18 protein-coding genes are annotated in these 25,863 nt (G+C 57.9%); 6 read left to right on the top strand and 12 right to left on the bottom strand.

The window, feature by feature from the left end; all coding sequences use genetic code 11:
• Positions 1-226: 226 nt before the first annotated feature.
• From acnB to ACLEIV_RS12105, 9 genes are all read right to left on the bottom strand, one after another.
• A complete protein-coding gene (gene acnB, locus ACLEIV_RS12145; RefSeq protein ID WP_410456897.1) occupies positions 227-2,824 on the bottom strand; it encodes a bifunctional aconitate hydratase 2/2-methylisocitrate dehydratase in 2,598 nt (865 codons plus the stop codon).
• A 227-nt stretch (positions 2,825-3,051) separates the two neighbouring features.
• Complete coding sequence (locus ACLEIV_RS12140; RefSeq protein WP_410456896.1) at positions 3,052-5,319, bottom strand: patatin-like phospholipase family protein; 2,268 nt, start codon at positions 5,317-5,319, stop codon at positions 3,052-3,054.
• 172 nt (positions 5,320-5,491) lie between these two features.
• Positions 5,492-7,366 carry a methyl-accepting chemotaxis protein gene (locus ACLEIV_RS12135; protein WP_410456895.1) on the bottom strand — a complete coding sequence of 625 codons (1,875 nt, stop codon included), beginning with the start codon at positions 7,364-7,366 and terminating at the stop codon, positions 5,492-5,494.
• Positions 7,367-7,578: 212 nt separating this feature from the next.
• Entirely contained in the window at positions 7,579-9,006 is a 1,428-nt protein-coding gene (lpdA, locus tag ACLEIV_RS12130; protein WP_410456894.1) for a dihydrolipoyl dehydrogenase, read from the bottom strand.
• 163 nt (positions 9,007-9,169) lie between these two features.
• Positions 9,170-11,062: a pyruvate dehydrogenase complex dihydrolipoyllysine-residue acetyltransferase gene (aceF, locus tag ACLEIV_RS12125; RefSeq protein ID WP_410456893.1), complete on the bottom strand. Its 1,893-nt coding sequence runs from the start codon at positions 11,060-11,062 to the stop codon at positions 9,170-9,172.
• Positions 11,063-11,072: 10 nt separating this feature from the next.
• Complete coding sequence (gene aceE, locus ACLEIV_RS12120; protein ID WP_410456892.1) at positions 11,073-13,733, bottom strand: pyruvate dehydrogenase (acetyl-transferring), homodimeric type; 2,661 nt, start codon at positions 13,731-13,733, stop codon at positions 11,073-11,075.
• 61 nt (positions 13,734-13,794) lie between these two features.
• The gene (gene pdhR, locus ACLEIV_RS12115) at positions 13,795-14,556 is read right to left on the bottom strand and encodes a pyruvate dehydrogenase complex transcriptional repressor PdhR (RefSeq protein ID WP_410456891.1); all 762 of its coding nucleotides are present in this window, start codon (positions 14,554-14,556) and stop codon (positions 13,795-13,797) included.
• Between the two features lie 411 nt (positions 14,557-14,967).
• Entirely contained in the window at positions 14,968-15,810 is an 843-nt protein-coding gene (gene nadC / locus ACLEIV_RS12110; RefSeq protein ID WP_410456903.1) for a carboxylating nicotinate-nucleotide diphosphorylase, read from the bottom strand.
• A gap of 370 nt (positions 15,811-16,180) precedes the next feature.
• Positions 16,181-16,684 (bottom strand): retropepsin-like aspartic protease family protein, encoded by a 504-nt coding sequence (locus ACLEIV_RS12105; protein WP_410456890.1) that lies wholly within the window; start codon positions 16,682-16,684, stop codon positions 16,181-16,183.
• Positions 16,685-16,761: 77 nt separating this feature from the next.
• Here ACLEIV_RS12105 and ampD point away from each other — a divergent pair, with 77 nt between their 5' ends.
• The 6 genes from ampD (at position 16,762) to coaE (ending at position 22,513) form a co-directional block, all read left to right on the top strand.
• Positions 16,762-17,364, top strand: a complete 603-nt coding sequence (gene ampD, locus ACLEIV_RS12100; protein ID WP_410456889.1) for a 1,6-anhydro-N-acetylmuramyl-L-alanine amidase AmpD — start codon at positions 16,762-16,764, stop codon at positions 17,362-17,364.
• Between the two features lie 207 nt (positions 17,365-17,571).
• Positions 17,572-18,015, top strand: a complete 444-nt coding sequence (locus tag ACLEIV_RS12095; protein ID WP_410456888.1) for a pilin — start codon at positions 17,572-17,574, stop codon at positions 18,013-18,015.
• Positions 18,016-18,022: 7 nt separating this feature from the next.
• Positions 18,023-19,735, top strand: a complete 1,713-nt coding sequence (pilB, locus tag ACLEIV_RS12090) for a type IV-A pilus assembly ATPase PilB (RefSeq protein ID WP_410456902.1) — start codon at positions 18,023-18,025, stop codon at positions 19,733-19,735.
• Between the two features lie 38 nt (positions 19,736-19,773).
• Positions 19,774-21,000, top strand: coding sequence for a type II secretion system F family protein (locus tag ACLEIV_RS12085; RefSeq protein ID WP_410456887.1), 1,227 nt, complete (start codon positions 19,774-19,776; stop codon positions 20,998-21,000).
• 47 nt (positions 21,001-21,047) lie between these two features.
• Positions 21,048-21,914 (top strand): prepilin peptidase, encoded by an 867-nt coding sequence (locus ACLEIV_RS12080; RefSeq protein ID WP_410456886.1) that lies wholly within the window; start codon positions 21,048-21,050, stop codon positions 21,912-21,914.
• Positions 21,911-22,513, top strand: a complete 603-nt coding sequence (coaE, locus tag ACLEIV_RS12075; protein ID WP_410456885.1) for a dephospho-CoA kinase — start codon at positions 21,911-21,913, stop codon at positions 22,511-22,513. Before ACLEIV_RS12080 ends, coaE begins: the two co-directional genes overlap by 4 nt.
• A gap of 69 nt (positions 22,514-22,582) precedes the next feature.
• On the opposite strand, the gene ACLEIV_RS12070 is transcribed toward coaE, so the two are convergent.
• Genes ACLEIV_RS12070 through lpoB form a run of 3 tightly spaced genes read right to left on the bottom strand, consistent with a single transcriptional unit; the run spans position 22,583 to position 25,854 of the window.
• Positions 22,583-23,767 carry a CsgG/HfaB family protein gene (locus ACLEIV_RS12070; RefSeq protein ID WP_410456884.1) on the bottom strand — a complete coding sequence of 395 codons (1,185 nt, stop codon included), beginning with the start codon at positions 23,765-23,767 and terminating at the stop codon, positions 22,583-22,585.
• 10 nt (positions 23,768-23,777) lie between these two features.
• On the bottom strand, positions 23,778-25,193 hold the full coding sequence (locus ACLEIV_RS12065) for a DUF6844 domain-containing protein (protein WP_410456883.1): 1,416 nt from the start codon (positions 25,191-25,193) through the stop codon (positions 23,778-23,780).
• Between the two features lie 49 nt (positions 25,194-25,242).
• Entirely contained in the window at positions 25,243-25,854 is a 612-nt protein-coding gene (lpoB, locus tag ACLEIV_RS12060) for a penicillin-binding protein activator LpoB (RefSeq protein WP_410456882.1), read from the bottom strand.
• Between the last annotated feature and the right edge of the window lie 9 nt (positions 25,855-25,863).

The following is a 25,863-nucleotide window of genomic DNA, read 5'->3' as shown; positions in this document are numbered from 1 at the left end:
TCTCAACAAAGAGAAAAACGCGTTTAGCCGAACCCGCAGGGCAGCGCTTGTGGGGTATTGCTACTGCGTTATCGCTTATTTATGTAGAGTGACTACATGGCATAAGCGCTGCCTTGTACCAAGACCCCACAAACTGCTGCAAAAATCATCTCGAAAGGTCAACAGACCCTAACAGAAAAGCCAGCCCGAAGGCTGGCTTTGACGTCCATGATATTACTTTACCGACTTAGATTGCCTGCTGGAAAATCACCGTGTCGGCTTTTTCCACATAGCTGTCCAGCTCGTCGAAGTTCAGGTAACGGTAGGTGTCGGCCGCGGTGGCGTTCAACTCCTTGGCATAGGCCTGATATTCCTCGACCGTCGGCAGCTTGCCGTGAATGGCGGCCACGGCTGCCAGCTCGGCAGATGCCAGATACACGTTGGCGCCCTTGCCCAGACGGTTGGGGAAGTTACGGGTAGAGGTAGACACCACAGTGGTATTGTCGCCTACTCGCGCCTGGTTACCCATGCACAGGGAACAGCCCGGGATTTCGATGCGGGCACCGACCCGGCCGAAGATGCCGTAATATCCCTCGGCCGTCAGCTGATCCTTGTCCATCTTGGTGGGCGGAGCCACCCACAGACGGGTCGGCAACTGGCCCTTGTACTTGTCGAGCAGCTTGCCGGCGGCACGGAAGTGACCGATGTTGGTCATGCAGGAGCCGATGAACACCTCATCGATATGCTCGCCGGTCACGTCGGACAGCAAACGGGCATCGTCCGGATCGTTGGGCGCACACAGAATGGGCTCCTTGATCTCGCTCATGTCGATTTCCAGCACATGGGCATACTCGGCATCGGCATCGGCTTCCATCAGCTCGGGATTGGCCAGCCATTCTTCCATGCCCTTGATGCGGCGCTCCAGGGTACGGGGATCGCCGTAGCCTTCGGACATCATCCACTTCAGCATCACTATGTTGGAGCTGAGATATTCGGCAACCGGCTCCTTGTCCAGCTTGATGGTACAACCGGCGGCAGAGCGCTCGGCGGTGGCATCGGCCAGCTCGAACGCCTGCTCGACTTTCAGCTGGGGCAGACCCTCGATTTCCACGACGCGGCCGGAGAACTCGTTGATCTTGCCTTCTTTGGCCACGGTCAACAGGCCGTTCTGGATGCCGTAGTAAGGGATGGCATGCACCAGATCACGCAGTGTGATACCGGGCTGCATTTCACCCTTGAAGCGCACCAGTACCGATTCCGGCATGTCCAGCGGCATCACGCCGGTGGCGGCGGCGAAGGCCACCAGACCGGAGCCCGCCGGGAAGGAAATACCGATAGGGAAACGGGTGTGGGAGTCACCGCCGGTACCCACGGTGTCGGGCAGCAGCATGCGGTTCAGCCAGGAGTGGATAACACCGTCGCCCGGACGCAACGACACGCCGCCCCGGTTCATGATGAAGTCCGGCAAGGTGTGGTGAGTGGTCACGTCTATCGGCTTGGGATAGGCGGCGGTATGACAGAACGACTGCATGGTCAGATCGGCAGAGAAGCCCAGACAGGCCAGATCTTTCAGCTCGTCCCGGGTCATGGGGCCCGTGGTGTCCTGAGAGCCGACCGTGGTCATCTTGGGCTCGCAGTACTGATTCGGGCGTACGCCTTTCACGCCGCAGGCCTTGCCGACCATCTTCTGGGCCAGGGTAAAGCCCTTGTTGGAGGCGACTACCGCAGCCGAACGCTTGAACACGGTGGAGGCTTCCATGCCCAGTGCTTCGCGGGCCTTGTCGGTCAGACCCCGACCGATGATCAACGGAATACGGCCGCCGGCGCGAACTTCGTCCAGCAACACGTCGGTCTTCAGCGTGAAGGTGCTGACCACTTCATCGGTACCCTGACGGCAAATTTTGCCCTCGTAAGGGTAGATGTCGATCACGTCGCCGGTGTTCAGCCCGGTAACATCGCATTCGATGGGCAGGGCACCGGCGTCTTCCATGGTATTGAAGAAGATGGGTGCGATTTTACTGCCGATACAGATGCCGCCGGCGCGCTTGTTGGGCACGAAGGGAATATCGTCGCCCATGTGCCACAGCACCGAGTTGGTGGCGGACTTGCGGCTGGAGCCGGTGCCTACCACATCCCCCACGTACACCAGCGGGAAGCCTTTTTCTTTCAGGGCTTCGATGGCCTTGATCGGGCCGATAACGCCTTCTTCGTCCGGTTCGATACCGGGACGGGCGTTCTTCAGCATCGCCTGCGCGTGCAATGGGATATCCGGGCGGGACCAGGCGTCCTGCGCCGGAGACAAGTCATCGGTGTTGGTTTCGCCCGGCACCTTGAATACGGTCATGGTGATCTTGTCGGCCAGCGGCGCCCGCTCCAGGAACCATTCGGCCTCGGCCCAGGACTGCATCACCTGTTTGGCGAAGGCATTGCCGGCCTTGGCTTTTTCGTCCACGTCGTGGAAAGCGTCGAACATCAGCAAGGTGTGGCTCAGGGCCTTGGCGGCAATCGGCGCCAGGGCATCGACGTCCAGCAGCTCGACCAGGGGCGCTATGTTGTAACCGCCCTGCATGGTGCCGAGCAGTTGTGTCGCCTGCTCGGCAGACACCACAGGTGAACTCACTTCACCCTTGGCCACCGCCGCCAGAAAACCGGCTTTTACATAAGCGGCTTCATCAACACCCGGGGGGATACGGTTAGACAGTAATTCATAAAGGAAAGATTCTTCGCCGGCGGGGGGATTCTTGAGTAATTCAACCAGGGCGGCAACTTGCTCTGCGTCGAGGGGTTTGGCAACCACTCCCTCGGCGGCACGTTCTTCGACGTGTTTACGATAGGCTTCAAGCACGACTGTATCCTCTTATTATCATTCGCCACCTAGGGCGGAAATATCCTTGTTGGGAGCGTCCTTGCTGGGGGCTAGTCCCTTGCGGATGCCGCAGCAGTATATAAGTTTTAACCGTAAATTAAAATCGAGCCCCCCGACCCTTTGAGCTAATACGAGACTAAGCCGATGTATTTAAAATAATTATCAACTTATTCAAACTCGCTCGAATTAAAAACAAGCCATTAACATCAGAAGCTGAACAGGTTGCCGAAATACAGATAAACACTGCTTTTATCTCCTTCACCCTGGCCATAAGCCAGATACAAGGGACCCCAATTGGTGTCGACGCCGATGAAAACACTGGCTGCCGTCAGCGCCGATTCCCAGCTGACCTCGGCGCCGGTATTCCAGACCCCGCCCCGTTCGAGCGAACCGCCCAGATAGACCGGCGAACGGAAGGCGCCGAAGTCGTTGTCAAACCAGCGATAGTGATAAAGCAGGCCGCCAAAACCGCTGTACCGTCCGTTGAGCTGATCGCGTTGATAACCGGACAGATTGAACAAGCCACCCAGGCTGCGGGCAAACACCGGTACTGCCTGTTCGGCACTGGAACCGCCGAAGGCCAGCTTGCCGATAAGGGTATGTCGATCACGCTGGTAGGGCCTGAGTAACTCCAGCTCGTAATCCAGGCCTGTGATGCTCTCTCTGCCGCCGTCGACTTCCAGGCTGTTACGATAATAACCCAGCTGTAATTCCACCGCCGCGCCGCGGGTGGGGAAAAATACATTATCCAGGGTATCGTAACCGAAGCGCAGGTAGGGCCCTATCGAGTCCACCTTCAGCCGTTGATCGATATTGCGCGCCTCTATATCGCCCACCAGCCCCTGTACGCCCAGCGCCAACTCGCTCCAGGGGCGCAGGTTGTAGCCCAGTTCGGTATTCAGGCGCCAGGTCGAATAATCGAACTCCAGGTTGGTCAGCGGCCGGAACAACTCGGATTGAGGATCGCTCGGATCGAAGAAGAAGTTGCGCCGGCGCTGTTCATACTCACCCCGCAGCTTCCAGAACGCATCGTAGTCGGTCACGATCGGGGTGTAGATTTCGGACGCCAGTCGCTTGTTACTGCCGAACGTGGTCTCCACCAGCCATTCGCCGCCCAGCATGTTGATATTGGTACGCCGGAACTGGGCCCCGATTTCGTAGTTTGATTGATTGGAGAAGTCGTCTTCCAGGGAAAATTTCAGGTCGACAAAGCCCGGCCCCCACCCTTTTTCGCTGGTCTGCACCGTCAGCACCTGCTCGCCCCCCTCTTCTTCGATGCGATAGCTGACCCGTTCGAAGGCATCGAGGGCGTAGAGCCGGCGCACCCCGTCCTCCAGATCCTCCGTCTGATGGAACCGACCCGGCACCACTCCAAGCACATCGCGAATCACCTTCTCGCTGAGCTTGGAGCGATTTCTGACTTCGATCCGGTCCAGATACACGGCGTCGGAACGTTGCAGCTGCGCACGCCTGTCGAGTTTGCCGGACTGGTAGGCATAGTAATCTTCTTCGCTCAGCGCCAGCTCCTGCAACCGGGGCAGCAAGGCCTGTGCCGCCGCTTCGCCCCGGCGGATAGCCTCGGGCATCAGTTCGAAGTCGCCGACGCCGATGCCTTCGATGGCGGGGGTGATCAGAATATCTTCGTCCGACATCAGGCCAATCTGGCGCTCGGTGCTGGAACGGGTCAGGTAGTTGGTGAGCTGGCTTATCATGGCCAGGGCGCCGTCCAGTTGTTTTCGGGACAGCATGGCATCGCCGATATCCACCGCGATCACTATGTCGGCGCCAAGCGAATGTGCCACATCCACCGGCATGTTGTTGACCACCCCCCCATCTGCCAGCAGATGACCGCCGATTTCCACCGGCTGCAACACCCCGGGTACCGACATGGAGGCCTGCATTGCCGTCGCCAGGTGCCCCTCTGCCAATATCACCGGGGTCACGGTTTCCATGTCGGTGGCCACGGCGCGGAAAGGGATAGGCAGGTCGTCGAAGCTGTGCAGGCCCGGCAGATTGAGGGTACTCTTTCGCAGCAGCGCCCCCATGGCCTGACCCTGAAAGAAACCACCGGGCAGGCTCAGCTGCCAGTTCTGGTCGATGCCGATATCGGTACGCAGCAAAAATTCGTCGTTCTGGCGTTTGCGCCGGAGCGACAGTTCATCCCGTCCCACCTTGTCCTGGTAGCCCTGATTCCAGTCCAGCGCCAGCAGTTGCTGCTCCAGCTCGGTGGCGTCCAGTCCCAGGGCATACATGCCGGCCACATAGGCGCCCATGCTGGTGCCGGTGACGATATCTATCGGGATACGCTGCTGCTCCAGCATTTTTATTACCCCGATGTGGGCGGCCCCCTTGGCACCGCCGCCGCTGAGCACCAGCGCGATTCTGGGTCGTTCGTGCTGGGGCTGAACCGTGCCCTGGGAATGGGCCGCAAAGGTGCTCAGTAACAACAGCAGAAGCAATAGACAAGGGCGCATAGGATTATCTCGAGACAGCAAGGTACAGCCATTGTAGGTCGTGACCACAGCGGCAGGAAGCGAGAAAACGGCAGAGAAAAACGCCTGAACACCGCCAGGGGCTATGCTCAGGCATATCGGAGGCATCTAAGTCGAGGCTACCGCCGGTGGACGGTGCCTCGACACGACGAATTCAGACAGGCAGTCGAAAGCGACCAACCAGTCTTTGCAGTTCGGCGCTCAATCGCGCCAGCTCGGTGCTGCTGGCGGCGGTTTGTTCGGTGGCAGCGGCGGAATGATCCGACAATTCCCGAATGCTGAATACCGAGCGGTTAATCTCTTCCGCCACCGAGCTTTGTTGCTCGGAGGCGGTGGCAATCTGGCTGTTCATCTGCTGAATATCCGATACCGAGCGGGTGATGGCATGAATGGAGACGCCGGCCTCGTTGGCAACCGTGACCGTCTCGCTGGCCATGGTGGTGCTTCGGCCCATCATGCTCACCGATTCCTGGGCTTTGCTCTGCAGTCCCTGAATCAGGGTTTCAATCTGTGCGGTTGCCTGCTGAGTTCGCTGGGCCAGGGCGCGAACCTCATCGGCCACCACCGCAAAGCCCCGTCCCTGCTCTCCGGCCCGGGCCGCTTCTATCGCCGCATTCAGTGCCAACAGATTGGTCTGCTCCGCTACGCCCTTGATCACATCGAGGATGCTGCCGATATTCAGGCTCTCGTTTTCCAGCTGATTGATGGTGTCGAGCGAATGGCGAATTTCACCGGCCAGGTTGTTGATCTGGCTGATGGTCAGGCCGACTTTATGATCGCCGGCACTGGCGTCGGTATCAGCGGTACGGGCAGAGCCGAAGGCGGTTTCCGCATGGCGGGCCACTTCCTGCACCGTGGCGGCCATTTCGTTCATGGCGGTAGAGACCTGCTCCAGTTCCAGCCGCTGCTGGTTGACCCCGGCCCGGCTCTGCTCCGATACCGACGACAGCTCCTCTGCCGAGGTAGCAATATGAGAGGCACTCTGGTTGAGTTCGCTCACCAGCTGACGCAGATTCAGGGTCATGGTTTGCATCCGATCCATCAAGCGACCCAGCTCGTCCTTGCGCTGGTGCTTGATGTCCTGGCTGAGATCGCCTTCGGCGATACGGTTGGCATGGGACACCAGCAAGGTCAGCGGCTGGACGATACCGCGGGTGATCAACCAGGCAAACAGCCCCCCCATCACCATCGCCGCCAGGGTCACCGCCAGAATAATCAACTTGGCGGCATTGCTGTCACTGTGCATGCTCGTCTGCTGCCTGGCCAGCAAGGCTTCGATGCTGCCTGCAATGGTGCCGGCCGCGGTATCGATGCGCCTCTCGACCTCCACCAGACCGTTAATCGCCGCAATAAAGCCTTCTTGCTGTTGCTGGAACTGCTTGAGCAAGTCATACAATTCCCTGACATCGGCATCCTCCCGCATATGCAGCCGGTTTTCCAGTGTCACCAGCAGGCCCCGCAGACGGGAAGACAATTGCATGGCATCGACCTCATCCCGGCTCAGGGCAAAGTCTTTCTGGGTCAGCCGAATACCCACCAGGCGTACCAGCCAGCTCATGGCACTGGTGTCATTGGCACCGAGATATTCGGCTCTTTGCTGAGCGGAAAAACCCAGACCGTTCAGATCGAAGATCTGACGCTGAACCTCTTCATTCAGCATGGCAATTTGCTCAAGCTCTGTTTCATAGGCTCGGGTACCGCCCAGGATCTGTTCGACTAACAGCCGCTCCTCGGGCTCGACCAGTACCCCTTGCAGTGCTTCCGCCTGGGAGTAGGCTTGTGCCACTATTTCCCTGGCCAGACTCAACTGCTCGGCATCGTCATTCAGCAGATAATTTTTTTCAAACTGGCGGGCCTTGTTGAACAACAGGTCGATGGAGCCGGCCTGCTCCAGCTTTCCTGACCGCTCAAGTACGGAAGACAGACTGTAAAAACTGATCGCTGCGGTAGTCAGGGTCGCCAGCAACACCAGCGCAAAGCCCAGTGTCAGCTTCACCCTGACACTCAGATGTCCTAATTTGGAGAGCATATCGTATTCCTTTACTTGGTCGGCATGATTGTTTTTTTATTATGGTCACCCACCATAATCGGCCACACGGCAAAGATGTGAAGTCTTTCGTCGCGAAAGGTGATCCCGGACACAAATGCAATGAATAGCGCCGCCCGGCCTTCACAGCGGCACCCAACAAAAACGCCCGGCACGGGCCGGGCGTTTCATTAACCAATAATAAAGAGAGAAGCTTACTTCTTCTTTTTGGCCTTGGGGTTTGGCATATCGGTAATGGAGCCTTCGAAGACTTCGGCTGCCATACCCACGGACTCGTGCAGAGTCGGGTGAGCGTGAATGGTCAACGCGATATCTTCGGCATCGGCACCCATTTCGATCGCCAGACCGATTTCACCCAGCAGCTCGCCGGCGTTGGTACCGATAGTGGCACCACCCAGCACCCGATGAGTTTCCTTGTCGAAAATCAGCTTGGTCATGCCGTAGGAAGAGTCGGAGGCGATGGCACGGCCGGAAGCCGCCCACGGGAAGCTGGCTACTTCAACACTCAGGCCTTTTTCCTTCGCTTCTTTCTCGGTGATACCTACCCAGGCCACTTCCGGCTCGGTATAGGCGATGGACGGAATCACCTTGGGATCGAAGTAGTGCTTCATGCCGGCGATGACTTCCGCCGCCACGTGACCTTCGTGCACCCCCTTGTGGGCCAGCATCGGCTGCCCGACGATGTCGCCGATAGCATAGATGTGCGGCACATTGGTACGCAGCTGCTTGTCGACGTTGATGAAGCCACGCTCGTCCACGTTGACACCGGCTTTTTCGGCATCCAGCGACTTGCCGTTAGGGCTACGGCCAATGGCCACCAGCACGGCGTCATAGGTGAAGGTCTTGCTCTCGCCTTTCTTGTCTTCCATGGTCACGTGAATGCCGTCGTCTTTGGCTTCCACTTTGGTGACCTTGGTTTCCAGCATCAGGTTGAACTTGTTTTTCACCTGCTTGGTATAGATCTTGATGAGATCTTTATCGGCAGCCGGGATAACCTGGTCGAACATCTCGACCACGTCGATCTTGGAGCCCAGTGAGTAATACACGGTACCCATTTCCAGACCGATAATACCACCACCCATGACCAGCAGCTTCTCGGGCACTTCTTTCAGCTCGAGGGCGTCGGTAGAATCCCACACACGAGGATCCTCGTGCGGAATGAACGGCAGCTTGATCGGACGAGATCCGGCGGCGATGATGGCGTTGTCGAAGTTGATGGTGGTATTGCCACCCTCGCCTTCCACTACCATGGTGTTGGCACCGGTGAACTTGGCAAAGCCGTTAACGACCTTGACCTTGCGCATCTTGGCCATGCCACCCAGACCCTGAGTCAGCTGACCGATCACTTTTTCTTTATGTGCACGAACCTGGTCCAGATCGATGTTGGGCTCGCCAAACGTCACGCCATGGCTGGCCATCATCTTGGATTCTTCGATGACCTTGGCGATATGCAGCAACGCTTTGGAGGGAATACAGCCAACGTTCAGACACACGCCGCCCAGAGTTGAGTAGCGCTCAACGATTACGGTTTCCAGACCCAGATCGGCAGCACGGAAAGCGGCAGAATAGCCAGCAGGGCCCGCGCCCAATACCACAACCTGAGCTTTGACTTCTTGACTCATGGTGACCTCTATTATGATTTTTAGCTCCGTTCAAGCAATGGTCGAGCAAGGGCCGCTGAAAAGTCCAGACTCGATATGACCACTACAGGTGAAACGGGCCAAAGTTTACTGTTCTGTTACTAAAAAGAAAGTAAAAAGGCAGGCGAATGCCTGCCTTGTCACATTAAAGGGCTAAACGACGAAGGTCGCTCAACACACCACTCATCATGGTGATGAAACGGGCACCGTCGGCGCCGTCAATCACCCGGTGGTCATAAGACAGCGCCAGCGGCTGCATCAGTCGGGGCTCGAACTCTTTACCGTTCCACACCGGCTTGATGCTGGACTTGGACACACCCAGAATGGCCACTTCCGGCGCATTCACGATAGGTGTGAACTGGGTACCACCGATACCGCCCAGAGACGAGATGGTGAAACAACCGCCCTGCATATCGGCTGCAGTCAGCTTGCCGGCGCGGGCCTTCTTGGATATTTCTCCCAGTTCCAGTGCCAGTTCGCGAATACCTTTCTTGTTCACATCGCGAACAACCGGAACCACCAGGCCATTGGGGGTATCTACCGCCACACCGATGTGGATGTACTTCTTCATCACCAGAGACTGGCCGTCTTGTGACAGTGAAGAGCAGAACTTGGGATAGGCTTCCAGCGCCTTGGCAGCCGCCTTCATGATGAAAATCAGCGGGGAAATCTTGTAACCCAGCTTCTGCTTGTCGGCGATGGCATTCTCGGTCTTGCGGAAGTCTTCCAGCTCGGTGATGTCTGTCTCGTCAAACTGGGTCACATGCGGAATCTTGACCCAGTTGCGGTGCAGGTTGGGACCGGAGATCTTCTGAATGCGGGTCAGGGCCACTTCTTCAACTTCACCGAACTTGGCGAAATCGACCTTCGGCCATGCCAGCACTTCCATGCCGCCACCGGCAACGGCCACACCGGCAGGTTGACCGGCAACCTGCTTGATGATGCCCTTGACGTAGGTCTGCACGTCTTCTTTCAGAATGCGGCTCTTGGGACCGGTAGCGGCAACCTTGGACAGGTCGACACCAAACTCGCGGGCCAGGCGGCGAACTACCGGCGTGGCGTGCACGTAGGCATTGTTCTCGACGAACTCGGCCTTGGCGGCAGGCACTGCAGCAGGTGCGGCTTTAGGCGCTTCGGCCTTGGCAGCCGGAGCAGCCGGCGCGGCGGCAGGGGCCGCTGCGGGAACGGAACCTTCCACTTCAAACACCATCACCAGGGAGCCGGTAGACACCTTGTCACCGGTGGCAATCTTGATTTCCTTGACCACACCGGCGAACGGCGCAGGCACTTCCATGGAGGCCTTGTCACCTTCCACGGTCAGGATGGACTGTTCGGCTGCAACCTTGTCGCCTACCGCTACCATCACTTCGGTGACTTCGACTTCATCACCACCGATGTCCGGCACATTCACGTCTTTGGCCGCGGCCGCAGCGGGGGCTGCAGGAGCCGCAGCCGGGGCAGACGCCGCAGGGGCAGTGGCTGCCGGAGCGGCCTCACCAGCCACTTCGAACACCATGATCAGAGAGCCGGTGTTGACCTTGTCGCCCACGGCAATCTTGATTTCGACGACCTTGCCGCCGAACGGAGCTGGGACTTCCATGGAAGCCTTGTCGCCTTCTACCGCGATCAGGGTCTGCTCTTCGGTGACGGTGTCACCCACTGCTACTGTGATTTCGGTCACTTCGACTTCATCACCACCGATGTCCGGAACCTGCACTTCTTTCAGGGCCGACGCAGCAGCGGCCGCAGGGGCCTCTGCCGGGGCCGCGGCGGCAGGAGCCGCTTCAGCCGGGGCGGCGGCGCCGCCCTCTGCTTCGAATACCATGACCAGCGAACCGGTGTTGACCTTGTCGCCCACGGCAATCTTGATTTCCTTGACCACACCGGCGGCGGGGGCTGGTACTTCCATGGAGGCCTTGTCACCTTCCACGGCGAGGATTGACTGCTCTTCCTCGACCTTGTCGCCTACGGCCACCAGGATCTCGGTTACTTCAACCTCGTCTGCGCCGATATCCGGCACCAGAATATCTTTAGACATGTATTACCCCTTATGCGTACAGCGGGTTGATCTTGTCGGCATCGATGCCGTATTTGGTGATGGCATCGGCCACAACCTGCTTGTCTACGGTGCCTTGCTTGGCCAGCTCGGTCAGTGCAGCAATCACCACATAGTGCTTGTTGACTTCGAAGTGACGACGCAGGTTTTCACGGCTGTCGGAACGACCGTAACCATCGGTACCCAGCACCTTGTAGCTGACGGACGGCATGAAGGCACGAACCTGGTCGGCATAGTTCTTCATGTAATCGGTCGCGGCGATGGCCGGCTCTTTACCCATGACCTGAGCGATGTAAGGCACACGCGGCTCTGAAGTCGGGTGCAGCATGTTCCAGCGCTCGACATCCTGACCGTCGCGGGTCAATTCGTTGAAGGACGGTACGCTGTACACGTCGGAGCCGATACCATATTCCTCGGACAGAAGCTTGGCCGCTTCACGCACGTCGTTCAAAATGGTGCCGGAGCCCATCAGCTGAACCTTGCCCTTGTCGCCGGCAACGGTATCCAGCTTGTAGATACCCTTGCGGATACCTTCCTCGGCGCCTTCCGGCATCGCAGGCTGATGGTAGTTCTCGTTCAGGGTGGTCAGGTAGTAGTAAATGTTTTCCGGCTTGTCGCCATACATGCGACGCAGACCGTCCTGTACGATCACCGCGACTTCGTAAACGTAAGTCGGATCGTAGGTAATACAGTTGGGGATCACGTTCGCCTGAATGTGGCTGTGGCCATCTTCGTGCTGCAGACCTTCACCGTTCAGGGTAGTACGGCCGGAAGTTCCGCCGATCATGAAGCCGCGAGCCTGTTGGTCACCGGCCGCCCAGCATAGATCGCCAACCCGCTGGAAACCGAACATCGAGTAGTAGATGTAGAACGGAATCATCGGGAAGTCGTTGGTGCTGTAGGAGGTAGCGGCAGCCAGCCAGGAAGACGTGGCGCCCAACTCGTTGATACCTTCCTGCAGTACCTGACCCTTGATGTCCTCTTTGTAGTAGGCAACCTGCTCACGATCCTGCGGGATATAAGTCTGACCGTTGGGGCTGTAGATGCCAATCTGGCGGAACAGACCTTCCATACCGAAGGTACGGGCTTCATCGGCCAGGATCGGCACGATACGCTCACCGATGGACTTGTTCTTGAGCATGATGTTCAGGGCGCGAACGAAGGCCATGGTGGTGGACACTTCACGCTTCTGCTCTTCCAGCAGTGGCTGGAATTCGGCCAGCTCGGGGATCTGCAGCTTGTCGGTGGTTTGTTCCAGACGAGTCGGCACGTAGCCTTTCAGCGCCTGACGACGGGCGTGCAGGTATTCGTGCTCGCGAGTGCCTTCCTTGATTTCGATGTAAGGCAGGTTCGGCAGCTCTTCGTCGCTCACTTCGATGTTGAAGCGGTCGCGGAAGTGCTTGAGCGAAGACATGTCCATCTTCTTGACCTGGTGGGCAATGTTCTTGCCTTCGGCCGCGTCGCCCATGCCGTAACCCTTGATGGTCTTGGCCAGAATAACGGTCGGCTTGCCCTTGGTGTCCGCGGCATTTTTGTATGCGGCGTACATCTTGGCAGGATCGTGACCACCACGGTTGAGGGCGAAGATTTCTTCGTCGGACATGTCCTTGACCAGTTCCAGGGTCTCGGGATATTTACCGAAGAAGTGCTCACGCACATAGGCACCGTCTTTGGACTTGAAGGTCTGATAATCACCATCCACGGTTTCGTTCATCAGCTGAACCAGCTTGCCGCTCTTGTCTTTGGCGATCAGCTCGTCCCAGCGACGACCCCAGATAACCTTAACCACGTTCCAGCCGGCACCGTTGAAGACACCGTCCAGCTCGTCGATGATCTTGCCGTTACCGATAACGGGACCATCCAGACGCTGCAGGTTACAGTTGATAACGAAGCACAGGTTGTCCAGCTTTTCGCGGGCGGCGATGGTGATGGCACCCTTGGATTCCGGCTCGTCCATCTCGCCGTCGCCCAGGTAGGCGTATACACGCTGCTCGGAGCAGTCTTTCAGGCCACGGTTGGTCAGGTACTTGAGGAAACGTGCCTGATAGATGGCGTTGATCGGACCCAGCCCCATGGAGACGGTCGGGAACTGCCAGAAATCGGGCATCAACTTGGGATGCGGGTAAGAAGGAATACCCTTGCCATCTACTTCCTGACGGAACATGTCCAACTGAGCCGCGGTCAGACGACCTTCGGCAAAGGCACGGGCATAGATGCCGGGCGAGATATGGCCCTGGAAGAACACCAGATCGCCGCCGTCTTTTTCGTTACGGGCGCGATAGAAGTGGTTGAACGCCACTTCATACATGGTGGCACTGGAAGAGAAGGAAGACATGTGCCCGCCCAGATCCAGATCTTTCTTGGAGCCGCGCAGTACGATCATCACCGAGTTCCAGCGGATAATAGCGCGGATACGACGTTCCAGATCCCAGTTACCCGGGTACTCAGGCTCGTCTTCAGACTTGATGCTGTTGACGTAATCTGCGTGGGCATTTCTGGCCACAGCCACACCGGATTTGATGGCTTTGGTGGTGAGGCGCTCATAAATATACTGGGCGCGCTCAGGTCCTTCTTGACGGATCAATGACTCGAGGGCATCAAGCCACTCCTGAGTTTCTATTGAATCCACATCGTTGTTCAGGATATCAGACATGGCTGTTTCCTATCTCGTTTGGGGCACCTGCCCATGGGTTTCGTCGTTGCCGAAGGCATTGTTATTCCTGCTGTCGATGACGGCGTAAAGAACGCTGAATACGGCTTTCTTCACGCTGAATGTCGAGCAGGGTTTCTTCAATAAAGGCCAGGTGCTCATGACAAGCATCCCTGGCCTGTTCCGGCTCGCGAGACAATATGCTCTGGATCAGATTGGCGCGATGAACGCGAATCTTCTCCACCATACCGGCGCGCCGGTTAAGAATTTTGATGTTGCGCAAGATACTGGTTTCCAGCATCGGCTGAATGGCCCGCAACAGATGCAGCAGCACCACGTTGTGGGCCGCCGCCGCCACCGCGATATAAAATTCGGCAGCCGCAGCGGCTTCGGCCGGCAGATCGCCCTTCTCCTGAGCCTGCACTATGGCCTGCTGGGCATCACGGATGGTATCGAAGTCGGCCTCGGTACCGCGCATGGCGGCATAAAAGGCGGAAATTCCCTCCATGGTGTGACGAAACTCCAGCAGGTCGTATTGTGACTCGGGGTGTTCGGCCAGCAGTTGAAACAGGGGATCGGCCAGCCCCTTGGTCAGGGCGTTCTGCACATAGGTGCCGCCCCCCTGACGCCGGGATACCAGACCACGCGCTTCCAGCTGTTGAATGGCCTCTCGCACCGAGGGTCGCGACACGGCGAACTGCTCGGCCAGCTCCCGCTCCGGCAACAAGCGTTGCCCGGGCTGCAGGCTGCCTTCCACTATCATCTGCTCGATTTTGGCGGCGATGGTGTCGGCGAGTTTAGGCTGTTTGATACGCTGGTATGACATCGAGTCCGGCTCAAGAATTGGTAAGACCAATTAACACTGTTAAAAAAAGGTATCAGAGCGGAGATAAAATGTCCAATAAATTAATCCGGATTGCACACAATAGGGGGGGAAATAACCAGCAACAAGCCGCCGACACCTAAAGCTAGACCAAGGCTCGAAAAACACCAGAAAATTAATTGGTAAGACCGGAAAACAGAAGCAGGCCATAAGCCGTAAAACACTCCTGTCAGTGAGTCTGGATTTAATGAGGCTGGTCAATCTTGGTGCATCTGACCACTTGCACCGAATAAACCGGCACCAGCAACAGGCACTCCCACGCCGAGCATGGGAGTGCCTGTTTTGTCGTTCGACGGCTTTGTGTTCTAGATGTGGTTTTTCTTATCACTGTCGGCTTGAAGCTGACAACTGCCTTCAGGCTTGCACCCGCATCGACAGGTCCAGCGCCTGCACATGCTTGGTCAGGGCACCAACAGAGATAAAGTCGACGCCGGTAGCGGCATAATCGGCAATGCTGTCCAGGGTGACGTTGCCGGACACTTCCAGTTGGGCGCGACCGGCACTGGTGGCCACCGCGAGGCGCATATCGTCGGTTGTGAAGTTGTCGAGCATGATGATATCGGCACCGGCGTTCAGCGCCAGCTCCAGCTCGGCCAGGGATTCCACTTCGACCTCGACCGGCTTTTCCGGCTGCAGGCGACGCGCCTCGGCCACCGCCTTGTCGATACCGCCGCAGGCGAAGATATGGTTTTCCTTTATCAGGAAAGCGTCATACAGCCCCATGCGATGGTTGTGGCCTCCACCGCAGGTAACCGCGTATTTCAGCGCCTGGCGCAGGCCCGGTACCGTCTTGCGGGTATCCAGCAGGCGACATCGGGTACCGGACAACTGGTCCACATAGCGGCGGGTAACGGTCGCCACCGCAGAGAGGGTCTGGATAAAATTCAAGGCTGTGCGTTCGCCGGTCATCAGCGCCCGGGCCGGGCCGCTCAGGGTCAGCAAGCGTTGGCCGGCGGTGATCCGATCGCCGTCGGCGACAAACCACTCCAGCCTGACTTCACCACCCAGCTGTACGAAGGTTTCGTCGGCAAAGGCCTTGCCACAGAAGATCCCGTCTTCCCGGGTGATCAGGTGTGCCATCACCTGCTGATGCTCGGGCAGCAGCTGGGCGGTAATATCCTGAGCGGGATCCAGGGTGCCGCCCAGGTCTTCGGTCAGAGCCGTGGTCACGTTAAAACGAATTTCTTGTTCCTGCATAGAATTCAGCATCTTGTTCAGCCTTTTATCCAACTGTATTGTCTTGTCTGTTTATACCAATCCCACCAAACAAATAATCTATTTCATCTTGGTGTACACGTCGGGTAAAGGACCCGCTCCTCCGACCCGCTTCAGCATCCATGTGGCAGTCGGTGGAGCAGGTTCCCTTGCCCTCCTTGATGCTGCAGAGTTATCGGCAGGCAGCATCTTCGGACAACCAGGTGTTCAAGAAGAGGCAGCGGGGATTGTCTCTTCGAAGAGGACAAAAATCCGGCGTCGTCTGCTCCGCCAGCTAAAGTGGCGGCTACAGAAACACTTCGGACTCATCACCATACTTGTTTGGCTTGCCGCTGACGGCTTAACGCTTTCCTTATCGTCTCAATGTCATCTGCCCGTCCCGCTGGATCAGCTCAAACTGACGCAAGGCGTTCATGCCCAGCAAAATCTCGTCGCTGTCGGCGGGCATGATGACAGCATTCAGATCGTACAGGGTGAAGGGACCCAAAGACAGGGTTTTCAGTCGGGTGCGATAACCACTAACCGCCCCCGCCGCCGTGCTCAGCCGAAGCTCCTGACCGACTTCCAGCCCCAACCTGGCCGCTACCGCCTGAGGAATGGCCACCTGGGTGGCGCCGGTATCCAGCAAAAACACCACCGGCTCACCATTGATGCTGCCACCGGCCAGATAATGTCCCTGCCGGTTCTGTTCCAGTACTATGGTGCGGGCGTCCAGCTGTTGCAGCTGTTGGTTCGGGTTGTAATCCTGAGCCAACTTTTGCTGAAAAAACCAGGTCAGCAGCGCCATTCCCAGCCCCCACACCAGCAGCCACATGATGCGGCCCAGCCTGCGCTGATCTCTGGTTTCTTTATTCATGCAACCATCCCCGGGCTTGCTACTGTGACGTTCAGGCTTTTAGTATATCGCCAAGCTTCCTTCTATTCTGTGCGGAGATGACTTTGAGCCCCCCCCTGAACCTGAACGCCGACGGCTGGCTGAGCCCCGCCCGTCACTGCCCATCACCCCATTGTGATGACCGCCCGGCGGACGAAATCTCGTTGTTGGTAGTACACAGCATCAGCCTGCCGCCGGGGCGATTTGGCGGCCCATATATCGACCAGCTGTTTCTCGGCACCCTGAACCCGGATGAAGATCCCTACTTTGCCGGCATCCATCAACTGCGGGTCTCGGCCCACTGCCTGATCCGTCGCACCGGCGAACTGGTACAGTATGTGCCCTTCACCAAACGGGCCTGGCACGCGGGCCAGTCCTGCTTCGGGGGGCGGGAGCGATGCAACGACTTTTCGATAGGTATCGAGCTGGAAGGTACCGACACCGACGAATTTACCGATGAACAATATCGACAACTGACCGCCGTCAGCCGGCTGTTGCTGGCCGCCTACCCGACCATCATCCCCGAACGCATCGTCGGCCACAGCGACATAGCCCAGGGGCGCAAGACCGACCCCGGCACCGGCTTCGAGTGGGGCTTTATCGAGCAATTAGGGACGAAAAGCGCTAGAACAAAAAAGAAAAAAAACCAGACTAAAAAATAGACGTATTATCGGGTATTTTTCGCCGTTTCGACCCAAATTTTCTATACATTCATTGGGCAAAGCGAACGGTAGTTGCTATAGGTATGAGCAGGGTTTCAATCAAGGCCCCGGTTAATCGCAGTCAATCGAGCAAGCAGTAAGGCAGCTCAGCGACAAGAAGAGTTAACAACAAGCAACAACCGTTTTTATTGGATCAAGGATGACGATATGAACCAGCGTTCCATTAAACGCCCCCAGGGCGGCTTTACCCTGATTGAATTGATGATAGTGGTGGCGATCGTCGCCATCTTGGCCGCCGTGGCACTGCCGGCATATCAGACCTATACCAAGCGAGCCAAGTTCAGCGAGGTGATAGCGGCTGTTGGACCGGTTAAAACCTCGATAGAAGTATGTGTACAAACCTATTCGGGCAGCTCTCTAGCAGACGACTGCGCCTCTGCTGGAAATGGCTCTGTACCAACAGGCTTACCTTATGGGGTAGTCCAGTCGGTAGCAGTATCCGGGGGAAGTATTGTTGCCACAGGGACAACAGAAGTCGATAGCCTCACCTTTGTGCTAGCCCCATCACCAGCTCTAAGTACTGTTTCAGCTGGATCTAACTTAACATGGTCTAGAAATACGGGAACCTGTCTTGCTGGCGGCCTCTGCTAACAACGCCATGACCATCCCCATCAATACCACCCAAAGCGGCCTGGCCAGAAGCCTGGCCGCTTCTTCCATCTTGACCGCCGACCAGCTGGACCAGGCTCTCACTCTTGTCCGACAGCAAGGCAAGCCGTTCAGTACCGTGCTGGTGGAACATCAGTTTCTGACCAGCACCCAGCTGGCTTGCTTCTGCGAGCGGGAATACGGGATGCCACTGACGGATCTGGATGAAATCGAACCGGAGCAGATCCCGCCCCAGTTTCTGTGCATGGACCTGCTTGAGCGTCACCATGTGGTCCCCATCCTGCTGCAGGGCAAGGTGCTGTATCTGGCCATGTCGGACCCTACCGATGTAGCGGCGCTGGAAGACTTCGGCTTTCGCTTCAATCTGGTTACCGACGCGCGCCTGGTAGAGGAAGACAAGCTGCAGCAGCTACTTGCCCGCCTGCAACAGGCCGGCGACACACTCGACCTGGATCATATCGAAGATACCGAGATTGCCGATCTCGAGCTGGGAGAAGATCCCGCCGAGCGCATCAACGACGATCTGGGCAATACCGATGACGATGCCCCCATAGTGCGCTACATCAACAAGATCATGCTGGATGCGGTGCGCCGCGAAGCCTCGGATCTGCACTTCGAACCCTATGAACGTTTCTATCGCATTCGTTTTCGAATCGACGGCATGCTGCACGAAATCGTCTCTCCTCCGGCCAACCTGGGTACCCGCTTCGCGGCCCGGCTCAAGGTAATGGCGCGGCTGGATATCGCCGAGCGCCGATTGCCGCAGGATGGTCGCATCAAGCTCAAGCTGAGCCGCACCAAGTCGGTCGACATGAGGGTCAACAGCCTGCCCACCCAGTGGGGCGAGAAAATCGTTATCCGTATTCTCGACAGCTCCGCCGCCAAGCTGGATATCGACCAGCTCGGCTACGACGAACACCAGAAGCAACTGTATCTCAAGGCTCTGAAAAAACCTCAGGGCATGATACTGGTTACCGGCCCCACCGGCTCGGGCAAAACCGTCTCTTTATATACGGGCCTGAGCATACTGAATACCGTCAGCGCCAACATTTCCACCGCCGAAGACCCGGTCGAAATCACCCTGCCCGGGGTGAATCAGGTACAAATCAACCCCAAGTCCGGACTCAGCTTCGCCCATGCCCTGCGCGCCTTTCTGCGTCAGGACCCGGATATCATCATGGTGGGGGAAATTCGGGATCTGGAAACCGCCGAAATTGCGGTCAAGGCAGCCCAGACCGGCCACCTGGTACTCTCAACCCTTCACACCAACTCCGCCGCCGAGACTCTGACCCGACTCGGCAACATGGGGCTGCCCGCCTACAACATAGCTTCCTCGGTCACCCTGATCATGGCCCAGCGACTGGCGCGAAAACTCTGTCCCCAGTGCAAGGAAGAAGAGCACATTCCCAGAGAGCAACTGCTTGAGCTCGGTTTCAGTACCAGCCAGCTGCACACACCACCGACGCTGTACAAGGCCGTTGGCTGCAATTACTGCACCGAAGGCTACAAAGGCCGTATCGGCATCTATGAGGTGCTGCCGATGAACGACACCCTGGCCAACCTGATCATGGACGGCGCCAATTCGCTGACTCTGGCCAGAGCTGCGGAAGAGTCCGGCATGATCAGTTTACGTCAGGCGGCGCTGGAAAAGGCCCGGCTCGGTATTATCAGTCTGACGGAAGTCGGCCGTATCACCCTCTAACAGACGCTTCGCATCAGCCGGGAAGCTAAGGACGAGTCATGGCAGCAGGAAAAAACAGCAGCGTGCACCCCTACAAATGGGAAGGATTCAACCGGCGCGGGCAGAAGGTCTCCGGCTTTATTCAGGCGATCAGTGTGCAGGCGGTCAAACGCGACTTGCAACGACAGGGTGTCAGTACTACCAAAGTAAAGCGCAAGCGGGAGAGCCTGTTTTCCCGACGCAAGAATATCATCAAGCCGATGGACATCGCCGTCATCACCCGTCAGGTAGCCACCATGCTCGGTGCCGGGGTACCCCTGGTGCAAACCCTGCAGATCATTTCCCGCTCTTCCCAGAAAAGCAGCATTCGCGAACTGACCGGGGTGATAGCGTCGGATGTGGAAGGGGGTACCCCGCTGTCCGAAGCACTGAATAAGTTTCCCCGCCAGTTTGACGAACTCTATTGCGACTTGGTGCATTCCGGCGAGCAGACCGGGGCCCTGGATCATATCTTCGATCAGATTGCCATCTATCGGGAAAAGGCCGAAGCCCTCAAGTCGAAAATTAAAAAGGCCATGTTCTATCCGACCATGGTAATACTGGTGGCCGTTGTCGTTACCTCTATCCTGCTGCTGTTCGTCATACCGCAGTTTGAAGAAATTTTCGCCGGCTTCGGCGCCACCCTGCCTATTTTTACCCAGATGGTCATCAAGCTGTCCCGTTGGATGCAGGACTACTGGCTCTATATTCTGGTCGCCACCATAGCCGCGGTATTCGCCTATGTGCGCGCCTGGCGTCATTCGGAAAAGGTACGCAATGCCACCGACCGCTTTGTACTGCGTCTGCCGGTGGTGGGCAATATTCTGCACAAGGCCGCCCTGGCCCGCTTTGCCCGCACCCTGGCCACCACCTTTTCTGCCGGTATTCCCCTGGTGGAGGGGCTGGTCTCTTCCGCCGGCGCCAGCGGTAACGTGGTCTATCGCCAGGCGGTGATGCAGGTTCGCAGCGAGGTGATGACCGGTATGCAGATGAACCTGGCGTTGCGTTCGACCCAGCTGTTCCCGGACATGGTGGTACAAATGGTGATGATTGGCGAAGAGTCCGGCACCATCGACGACATGATGAACAAGGTGGCCGTTATTTACGAACGGGAGGTGGATGATGCGGTAGACGGCCTCACCAGCCTGATTGAGCCGCTGATCATGGTGGTGCTGGGTATTCTGGTTGGCGGCCTGGTCATTGCCATGTATCTTCCCATCTTTGAGCTGGGCAAAGTGGTCAAATAACCACAGTCCAATACAAACCGTATCCACCCGTATCACAAGGAACCTGAATGATTGCGCTGAGCCACTGGCTAACCACTGAGCCTTCTGCGCTCTACATTATCGTGACTCTGTCTGGCCTGCTGATAGGCAGCTTTCTGAATGTGGTGATCCACCGGCTGCCGATGATGCTGCAACGCGACTGGCAGCAGGAGTGCGCCGAGCTTAACGGCCAGCCGCCGGTCGAATCACCGCCCTTCAACCTCTGCACTCCCCGCTCCCGCTGCCCCCAATGCCAGCATCAACTGAGCGCGCTCGACAATATTCCCCTGCTCAGTTGGCTGTGGCTGCGCGGCCGCTGCCGTTATTGCCAGGCCGGTGTCAGCAAACGTTACCCCCTGGTGGAACTTGCCTCGGCAGCATTGGCGGCATTGGCCCTGTGGCGTTTCGGCGCCAGCCCGCAATTGCTGGCGGCCCTCTTGTTCGGCTGGGCCTTGCTGTGCATGACGCTGATCGACATCGATCACCTGCTGCTGCCCGACAACCTGACCCTGCCGTTGCTGTGGCTGGGGCTGCTGCTGAACATCAAGACACTGTTCGTATCCCTGCCCTCTGCCGTGCTGGGGGCCGCCCTCGGCTACGGCATACTGTGGAGCCTGTACTGGCTGTTCAAGCTGGCCACCGGCAAGGAAGGCATGGGCTACGGCGACTTCAAGCTGCTGGCCGCCATCGGTGCCTGGTTTGGCTGGCAGGCGCTGCTGCCGGTGCTGTTGCTGGCCTCTCTGACTGGCTCCTTGCTGGGGCTGGCCCTGATGGCCAGCAAGCGGCTGGGCGCAGACAGGGTACTGCCCTTCGGCCCCGCGCTGGCGCTGGCGGGCTGGCTCTACCTGCTGTGGGGTGAGCAAATGATGGGGTGGTACTGGAGCATGGCGCTGTGACTTATATCGTGGGGCTGACCGGCGGTATCGGCAGCGGCAAGAGCACGATAGCCGACTTTTTTGCCGAGCTCGGCGTGGCGGTGGTGGATGCGGACATCATAGCCCGCGAGGTGGTGGCCCCGGGCGAGCCGGCGCTGGCCGCCATTGCCGCCCACTTCGGATCCGAGGTAATAGCGGAAAACAGCCATCTCGACCGGCGTGAGCTGCGCCGGCGGGTGTTCGGCAACCCGTCGGAGAAAGACTGGCTCAACGCCCTGCTGCATCCGCTGATCCGTGAGCGCATGATATCGGCCTGCGCCGCCGCCCGTTCCCCCTATTGCCTGCTGGTGGTGCCGCTACTGGTGGAGAACAATCTGACGACCCTGTGCCAGCGGGTGCTGGTGGTGGATGTATCCCCCGAACAACAACTAACCCGTACCACCCGGCGCGATAGGGCCGATGAGGCCCAGATCCGCGCCATCATGGCCGCCCAGGCCAGCCGGGAACAGCGCCTGGCCGCCGCCGACGACGTGATCGACAACAACGGCCCCGATCTCGATCACATCAAGGCCGAGGTCAACAGGCTGCACCGGCAATATCTGGGCCTGAGTCTCGGCTGAAAAAACGACCCGTATCGAACTTGTCTCGAGACGGGCCGCTGACTGGCGCAAAGTATTACCGAGAGGGAATCACAGAATCACTCCGCCGCCGTCACCGCTCTGGGTGGTTTCTCTCGGCGGGGCCTTGCTGCGGGCCGCCGGTCGGCTCACCTTGTTCGCCGGCGCGCTGGCAGGTCGTACTATCTGCCCTTTCTGCAGCAGGCCGCCATCCCCCTGAACCAGCTCGGCATAGGCCATTTTCGGCTTGACCTCGGTAATGCGTATCTTGCCGATGGCCGATTCATCCTGGCCCAGCACTTCGCCGGTATAGGGGTCTACCAGCTTTTCGCCCAGACTGAACACGGTGAAATAACTGCCGGTTTTCAGTGTTTTACCACCCTGGTTGATAATCACCCTCTTGCCCTGCACGCTGATCAGCCGCAGGGGATAGATGTTGCCCATCGTTTGCCGAAAAATCCCCTGTACCGCCTGATTGATCAGCGCATTCAAATTGCCGTTGCCGGCATTCAGGCTGATGCTGTCCGACCATTTGACTTGTCGGGTCGGCACCTCGATAAGCTGGTAACGTACGCGCAATGAGCTGCTGGCATAATGCTTTACCTCACCGGTGAGGGCGATATTTTCCGACCAGCGGCGTGTGCCGGCCCGCTCGATATTGCCGACCAGAATATAATCCAGCCCCAGCACCTGTCCCATGCGTGCCTTTTCACTCAAGGCGGTATCGTCGCTTTCCCACAGCTTCTGCTCCTGGCGGTACGCCTGATTCTGGCTACGATCCAGCACCGCAAAGCGACGGCTTTGGGTATAGAGATCTTGCAGCTCGCTGCTGAAGGTGGCGCCATGGCGCCCGGTAAACGGCAATACCGCCAGCTTGCGACGGCTGTCGGCCGACAGGCCGGCCGCCTTGTAACGGATCACATTGACGTGCAATTCAACCTGACACCCCTCGGTATCGCAGTGTTTGGACAGCAGGTTATAACTGTCGACCATGCCCTTGGCGGCCATGCGGCCGTCGCGCTGAGTGTGGGTCAAGGTTTCGGTATTGCCGTTTTCCTTGTGCAGGTACTGCTCTACCTGCTGCGAGCTGTTGATATCGACCCCGTTGACCTGACGCACCGCTTCAATCAGCGCATTTTCTACCGCCAGGCTTTCGGTCACCCCGAAGCCGCTCACCTGTACCGGCGTGACGGCAGCCAGGGCGGGCCAGACTGCCACCAGCAGAGGCAGAAACAAATAGCCTATCCATGTTTTCATTCATGCTTCCTTAAAAGTCAGAGATATCCATCAGATCCAGACTCGCACCCTGGTTACTGCCTGACTGATAGCCATTCTGCCCCGGCTGGCCCGGTACCTTGCCGGCCTTGAAGGTACGCATGGCCTGTTCTTTCTGCGGATGCCAGGCGACGACCACGCCATTGATCTCGCGGCCGGAAGTCGGGTGCTTGTGGGTCCAGCGCTTGGCCACGGCCAGACCGACCAGCCCTTTGACCGAAGAGCTCATCTTCGACATTTCACGGGTTTCTTTCAGCAACTTGGTGGTGGTTTCCTGCAGGCTTTCTTCCCCATCACCGGCTTGGGTCAGGGTCTGTACCCGTTCCCGCTGAGAGCCCTTGCTGGAGCTGGAACGCATACTGCCATACAGATTGTAGGCCTCGGAGATATGGGCATAGGCCTCTTGCTGGGCCTCGATAAAGGCGAAGTCCCGATTGTCGTTACACTCTTCGTAATCGACCGGGTTGCAGTCATTGCCCGCCATGCCGAACGACACCAGCATGGGATACCCCTGCTCGTCACGCATCATCTTGACGCCGTATTCGTACATCAGGTTGGCCTTGTTGGACGCGAGGAAGTTATCGAGATTCACCCCCGGCTTGCCTGGCTCTGGTACGACCTGCCCCTTGCTGTTTTGGAGCGAGGCCAGCAGGTTTTTCATCTTGTTGGAGGTAGACAGCACCACCGCCACCGAGGTGTTGCCATTGTCGTCGGTCACCTCGAAGGTCTTGATGATCATGGCGCCACCGATTTCGCCGCGAGAACGGCTTTCCACCGTACGGCTGATGGCCTTGCGCATCATCACCTTTCGCTTGGACAGGGGAGCGGCGTCAAATTCCTCGGCGTCGACACCCAGCTCGTTCAACTGCTTGCTGAGCGAGGCATCGGCAAAGGCCACCAGCTTGCCCAGCATGGCGTCCATCTTGCTTTCGGTCTGCAATTCTTCCCGGGTGAATTCGGGCTCTTTATTGGTGCGAAAAGACTCGCGCGCCACTTCGGTACCGAGATCCAGGTACAACTCGCGCATCAGTGCTTCCCGCGCCTTGGTTTGTGCCTGCAGGTAGGCGATGGTACGGGCATCCCCCCAGTCTGGAGCCGTTGGACGCAAACCGATATCCGCCACGCCGTACTGCAGAAACACCTCGTTGTTTCGGCCCTGCTGGCGATAGGCCTGACGGCGCTTGCTTACGTAGTCTTCTGCCCGCTCGGCAACATACTGATGAGCGTTGCCGATGCCGGACTCGGCGGCCTTGATGATTTCAATTTCGGTCTGCGCCGGCGCCTGAGCCGCTTCGTCGACGGTTACCGCCGCCGGCTGCGGCAACGAGGCCGGAGTCGGCCCTTCCTGCGCAACAACGCGAGCAGAAGAAAGCCCCAGCAGCACAGCCCAATACAAATGCTTGTTCATATTATTGGTCCTTGAATTTTCAAACGGGGCTCTGTGAGCCCCGCCGTCATTACCAGGTAACGGTTCTGTTATCGCCGCGCTTGATGATGGGGTATTCCCCTTCCCAGTAGGCCAGGCCGTTTTCCAGGTTGGTCAGCGTCAGCTGAAAGTAATAGTCCGCCTGCTGAGTACGGCGGTCGACCCGGTTGTTGCGCTGAATGATTTTGCCGCTCAGGCTGTAATCGGGCGCGATAACGGTGCCGTTTTTCTTGACGCTGCTGCGCTTAACCAGCGACGACTTGCTCAGCTGGCGCACCTGCTGGGTCATGGCATCTTCGGGGCCGTTGGCACCAAAGGCCGTGGTGGTAATGAACTTGCCACTTTGCAGCAGCCGTACCCGTATCTTCTTGGTGAGCTGATCGGTATCGATACGCTGGGTGGTATCGTTGATCATGGTCGATACCGCCATTACGTAGCGCCCGCCCTGGGATGCCTGAGGGTGAACCAGCAAGGGGCTGGCCATCATTTCGTCGATGGCCTGGCCGGCGGCGTTTTCAAAATCCTTGTAATCCAGCCCCATCACCACCGTCTGATCCTGATCGGGATTAACATAATGAGCCGTGGTGGCACAGCCGGACAGAGTGGCCAGCAGAAGTATTGCCGGGAATATGGTTGATTTCATGATGCTCTC

This window comes from Oceanisphaera submarina, assembly GCF_046521305.1.
In the GTDB taxonomy this organism is placed as follows: Bacteria; Pseudomonadota; Gammaproteobacteria; order Enterobacterales; family Aeromonadaceae; genus Oceanimonas; species Oceanimonas submarina.
Note: the sequence above shows the minus strand (reverse complement) of the source record. Positions and strands in the feature narration are given on the sequence as shown.

Bases quoted from the DNA above. Each gene is read 5' to 3' on its own strand.
- ACLEIV_RS12140 (WP_410456896.1), bottom strand. From the start codon at position 5,319: ATGCGCCCTTGTCTATTGCTTCTGCTGTTGTTACTGAGCACCTTTGCG.
- ACLEIV_RS12135 (WP_410456895.1), bottom strand. From the start codon at position 7,366: ATGCTCTCCAAATTAGGACATCTGAGTGTCAGGGTGAAGCTGACACTG.
- lpdA (WP_410456894.1), bottom strand. From the start codon at position 9,006: ATGAGTCAAGAAGTCAAAGCTCAGGTTGTGGTATTGGGCGCGGGCCCT.
- aceF (WP_410456893.1), bottom strand. From the start codon at position 11,062: ATGTCTAAAGATATTCTGGTGCCGGATATCGGCGCAGACGAGGTTGAA.
- aceE (WP_410456892.1), bottom strand. From the start codon at position 13,733: ATGTCTGATATCCTGAACAACGATGTGGATTCAATAGAAACTCAGGAG.
- pdhR (WP_410456891.1), bottom strand. From the start codon at position 14,556: ATGTCATACCAGCGTATCAAACAGCCTAAACTCGCCGACACCATCGCC.
- nadC (WP_410456903.1), bottom strand. From the start codon at position 15,810: ATGCAGGAACAAGAAATTCGTTTTAACGTGACCACGGCTCTGACCGAA.
- ACLEIV_RS12105 (WP_410456890.1), bottom strand. From the start codon at position 16,684: ATGAATAAAGAAACCAGAGATCAGCGCAGGCTGGGCCGCATCATGTGG.
- ampD (WP_410456889.1), top strand. From the start codon at position 16,762: ATGACTTTGAGCCCCCCCCTGAACCTGAACGCCGACGGCTGGCTGAGC.
- ACLEIV_RS12095 (WP_410456888.1), top strand. From the start codon at position 17,572: ATGAACCAGCGTTCCATTAAACGCCCCCAGGGCGGCTTTACCCTGATT.
- pilB (WP_410456902.1), top strand. From the start codon at position 18,023: ATGACCATCCCCATCAATACCACCCAAAGCGGCCTGGCCAGAAGCCTG.
- ACLEIV_RS12085 (WP_410456887.1), top strand. From the start codon at position 19,774: ATGGCAGCAGGAAAAAACAGCAGCGTGCACCCCTACAAATGGGAAGGA.
- ACLEIV_RS12080 (WP_410456886.1), top strand. From the start codon at position 21,048: ATGATTGCGCTGAGCCACTGGCTAACCACTGAGCCTTCTGCGCTCTAC.
- ACLEIV_RS12070 (WP_410456884.1), bottom strand. From the start codon at position 23,767: ATGAAAACATGGATAGGCTATTTGTTTCTGCCTCTGCTGGTGGCAGTC.
- ACLEIV_RS12065 (WP_410456883.1), bottom strand. From the start codon at position 25,193: ATGAACAAGCATTTGTATTGGGCTGTGCTGCTGGGGCTTTCTTCTGCT.
- lpoB (WP_410456882.1), bottom strand. From the start codon at position 25,854: ATGAAATCAACCATATTCCCGGCAATACTTCTGCTGGCCACTCTGTCC.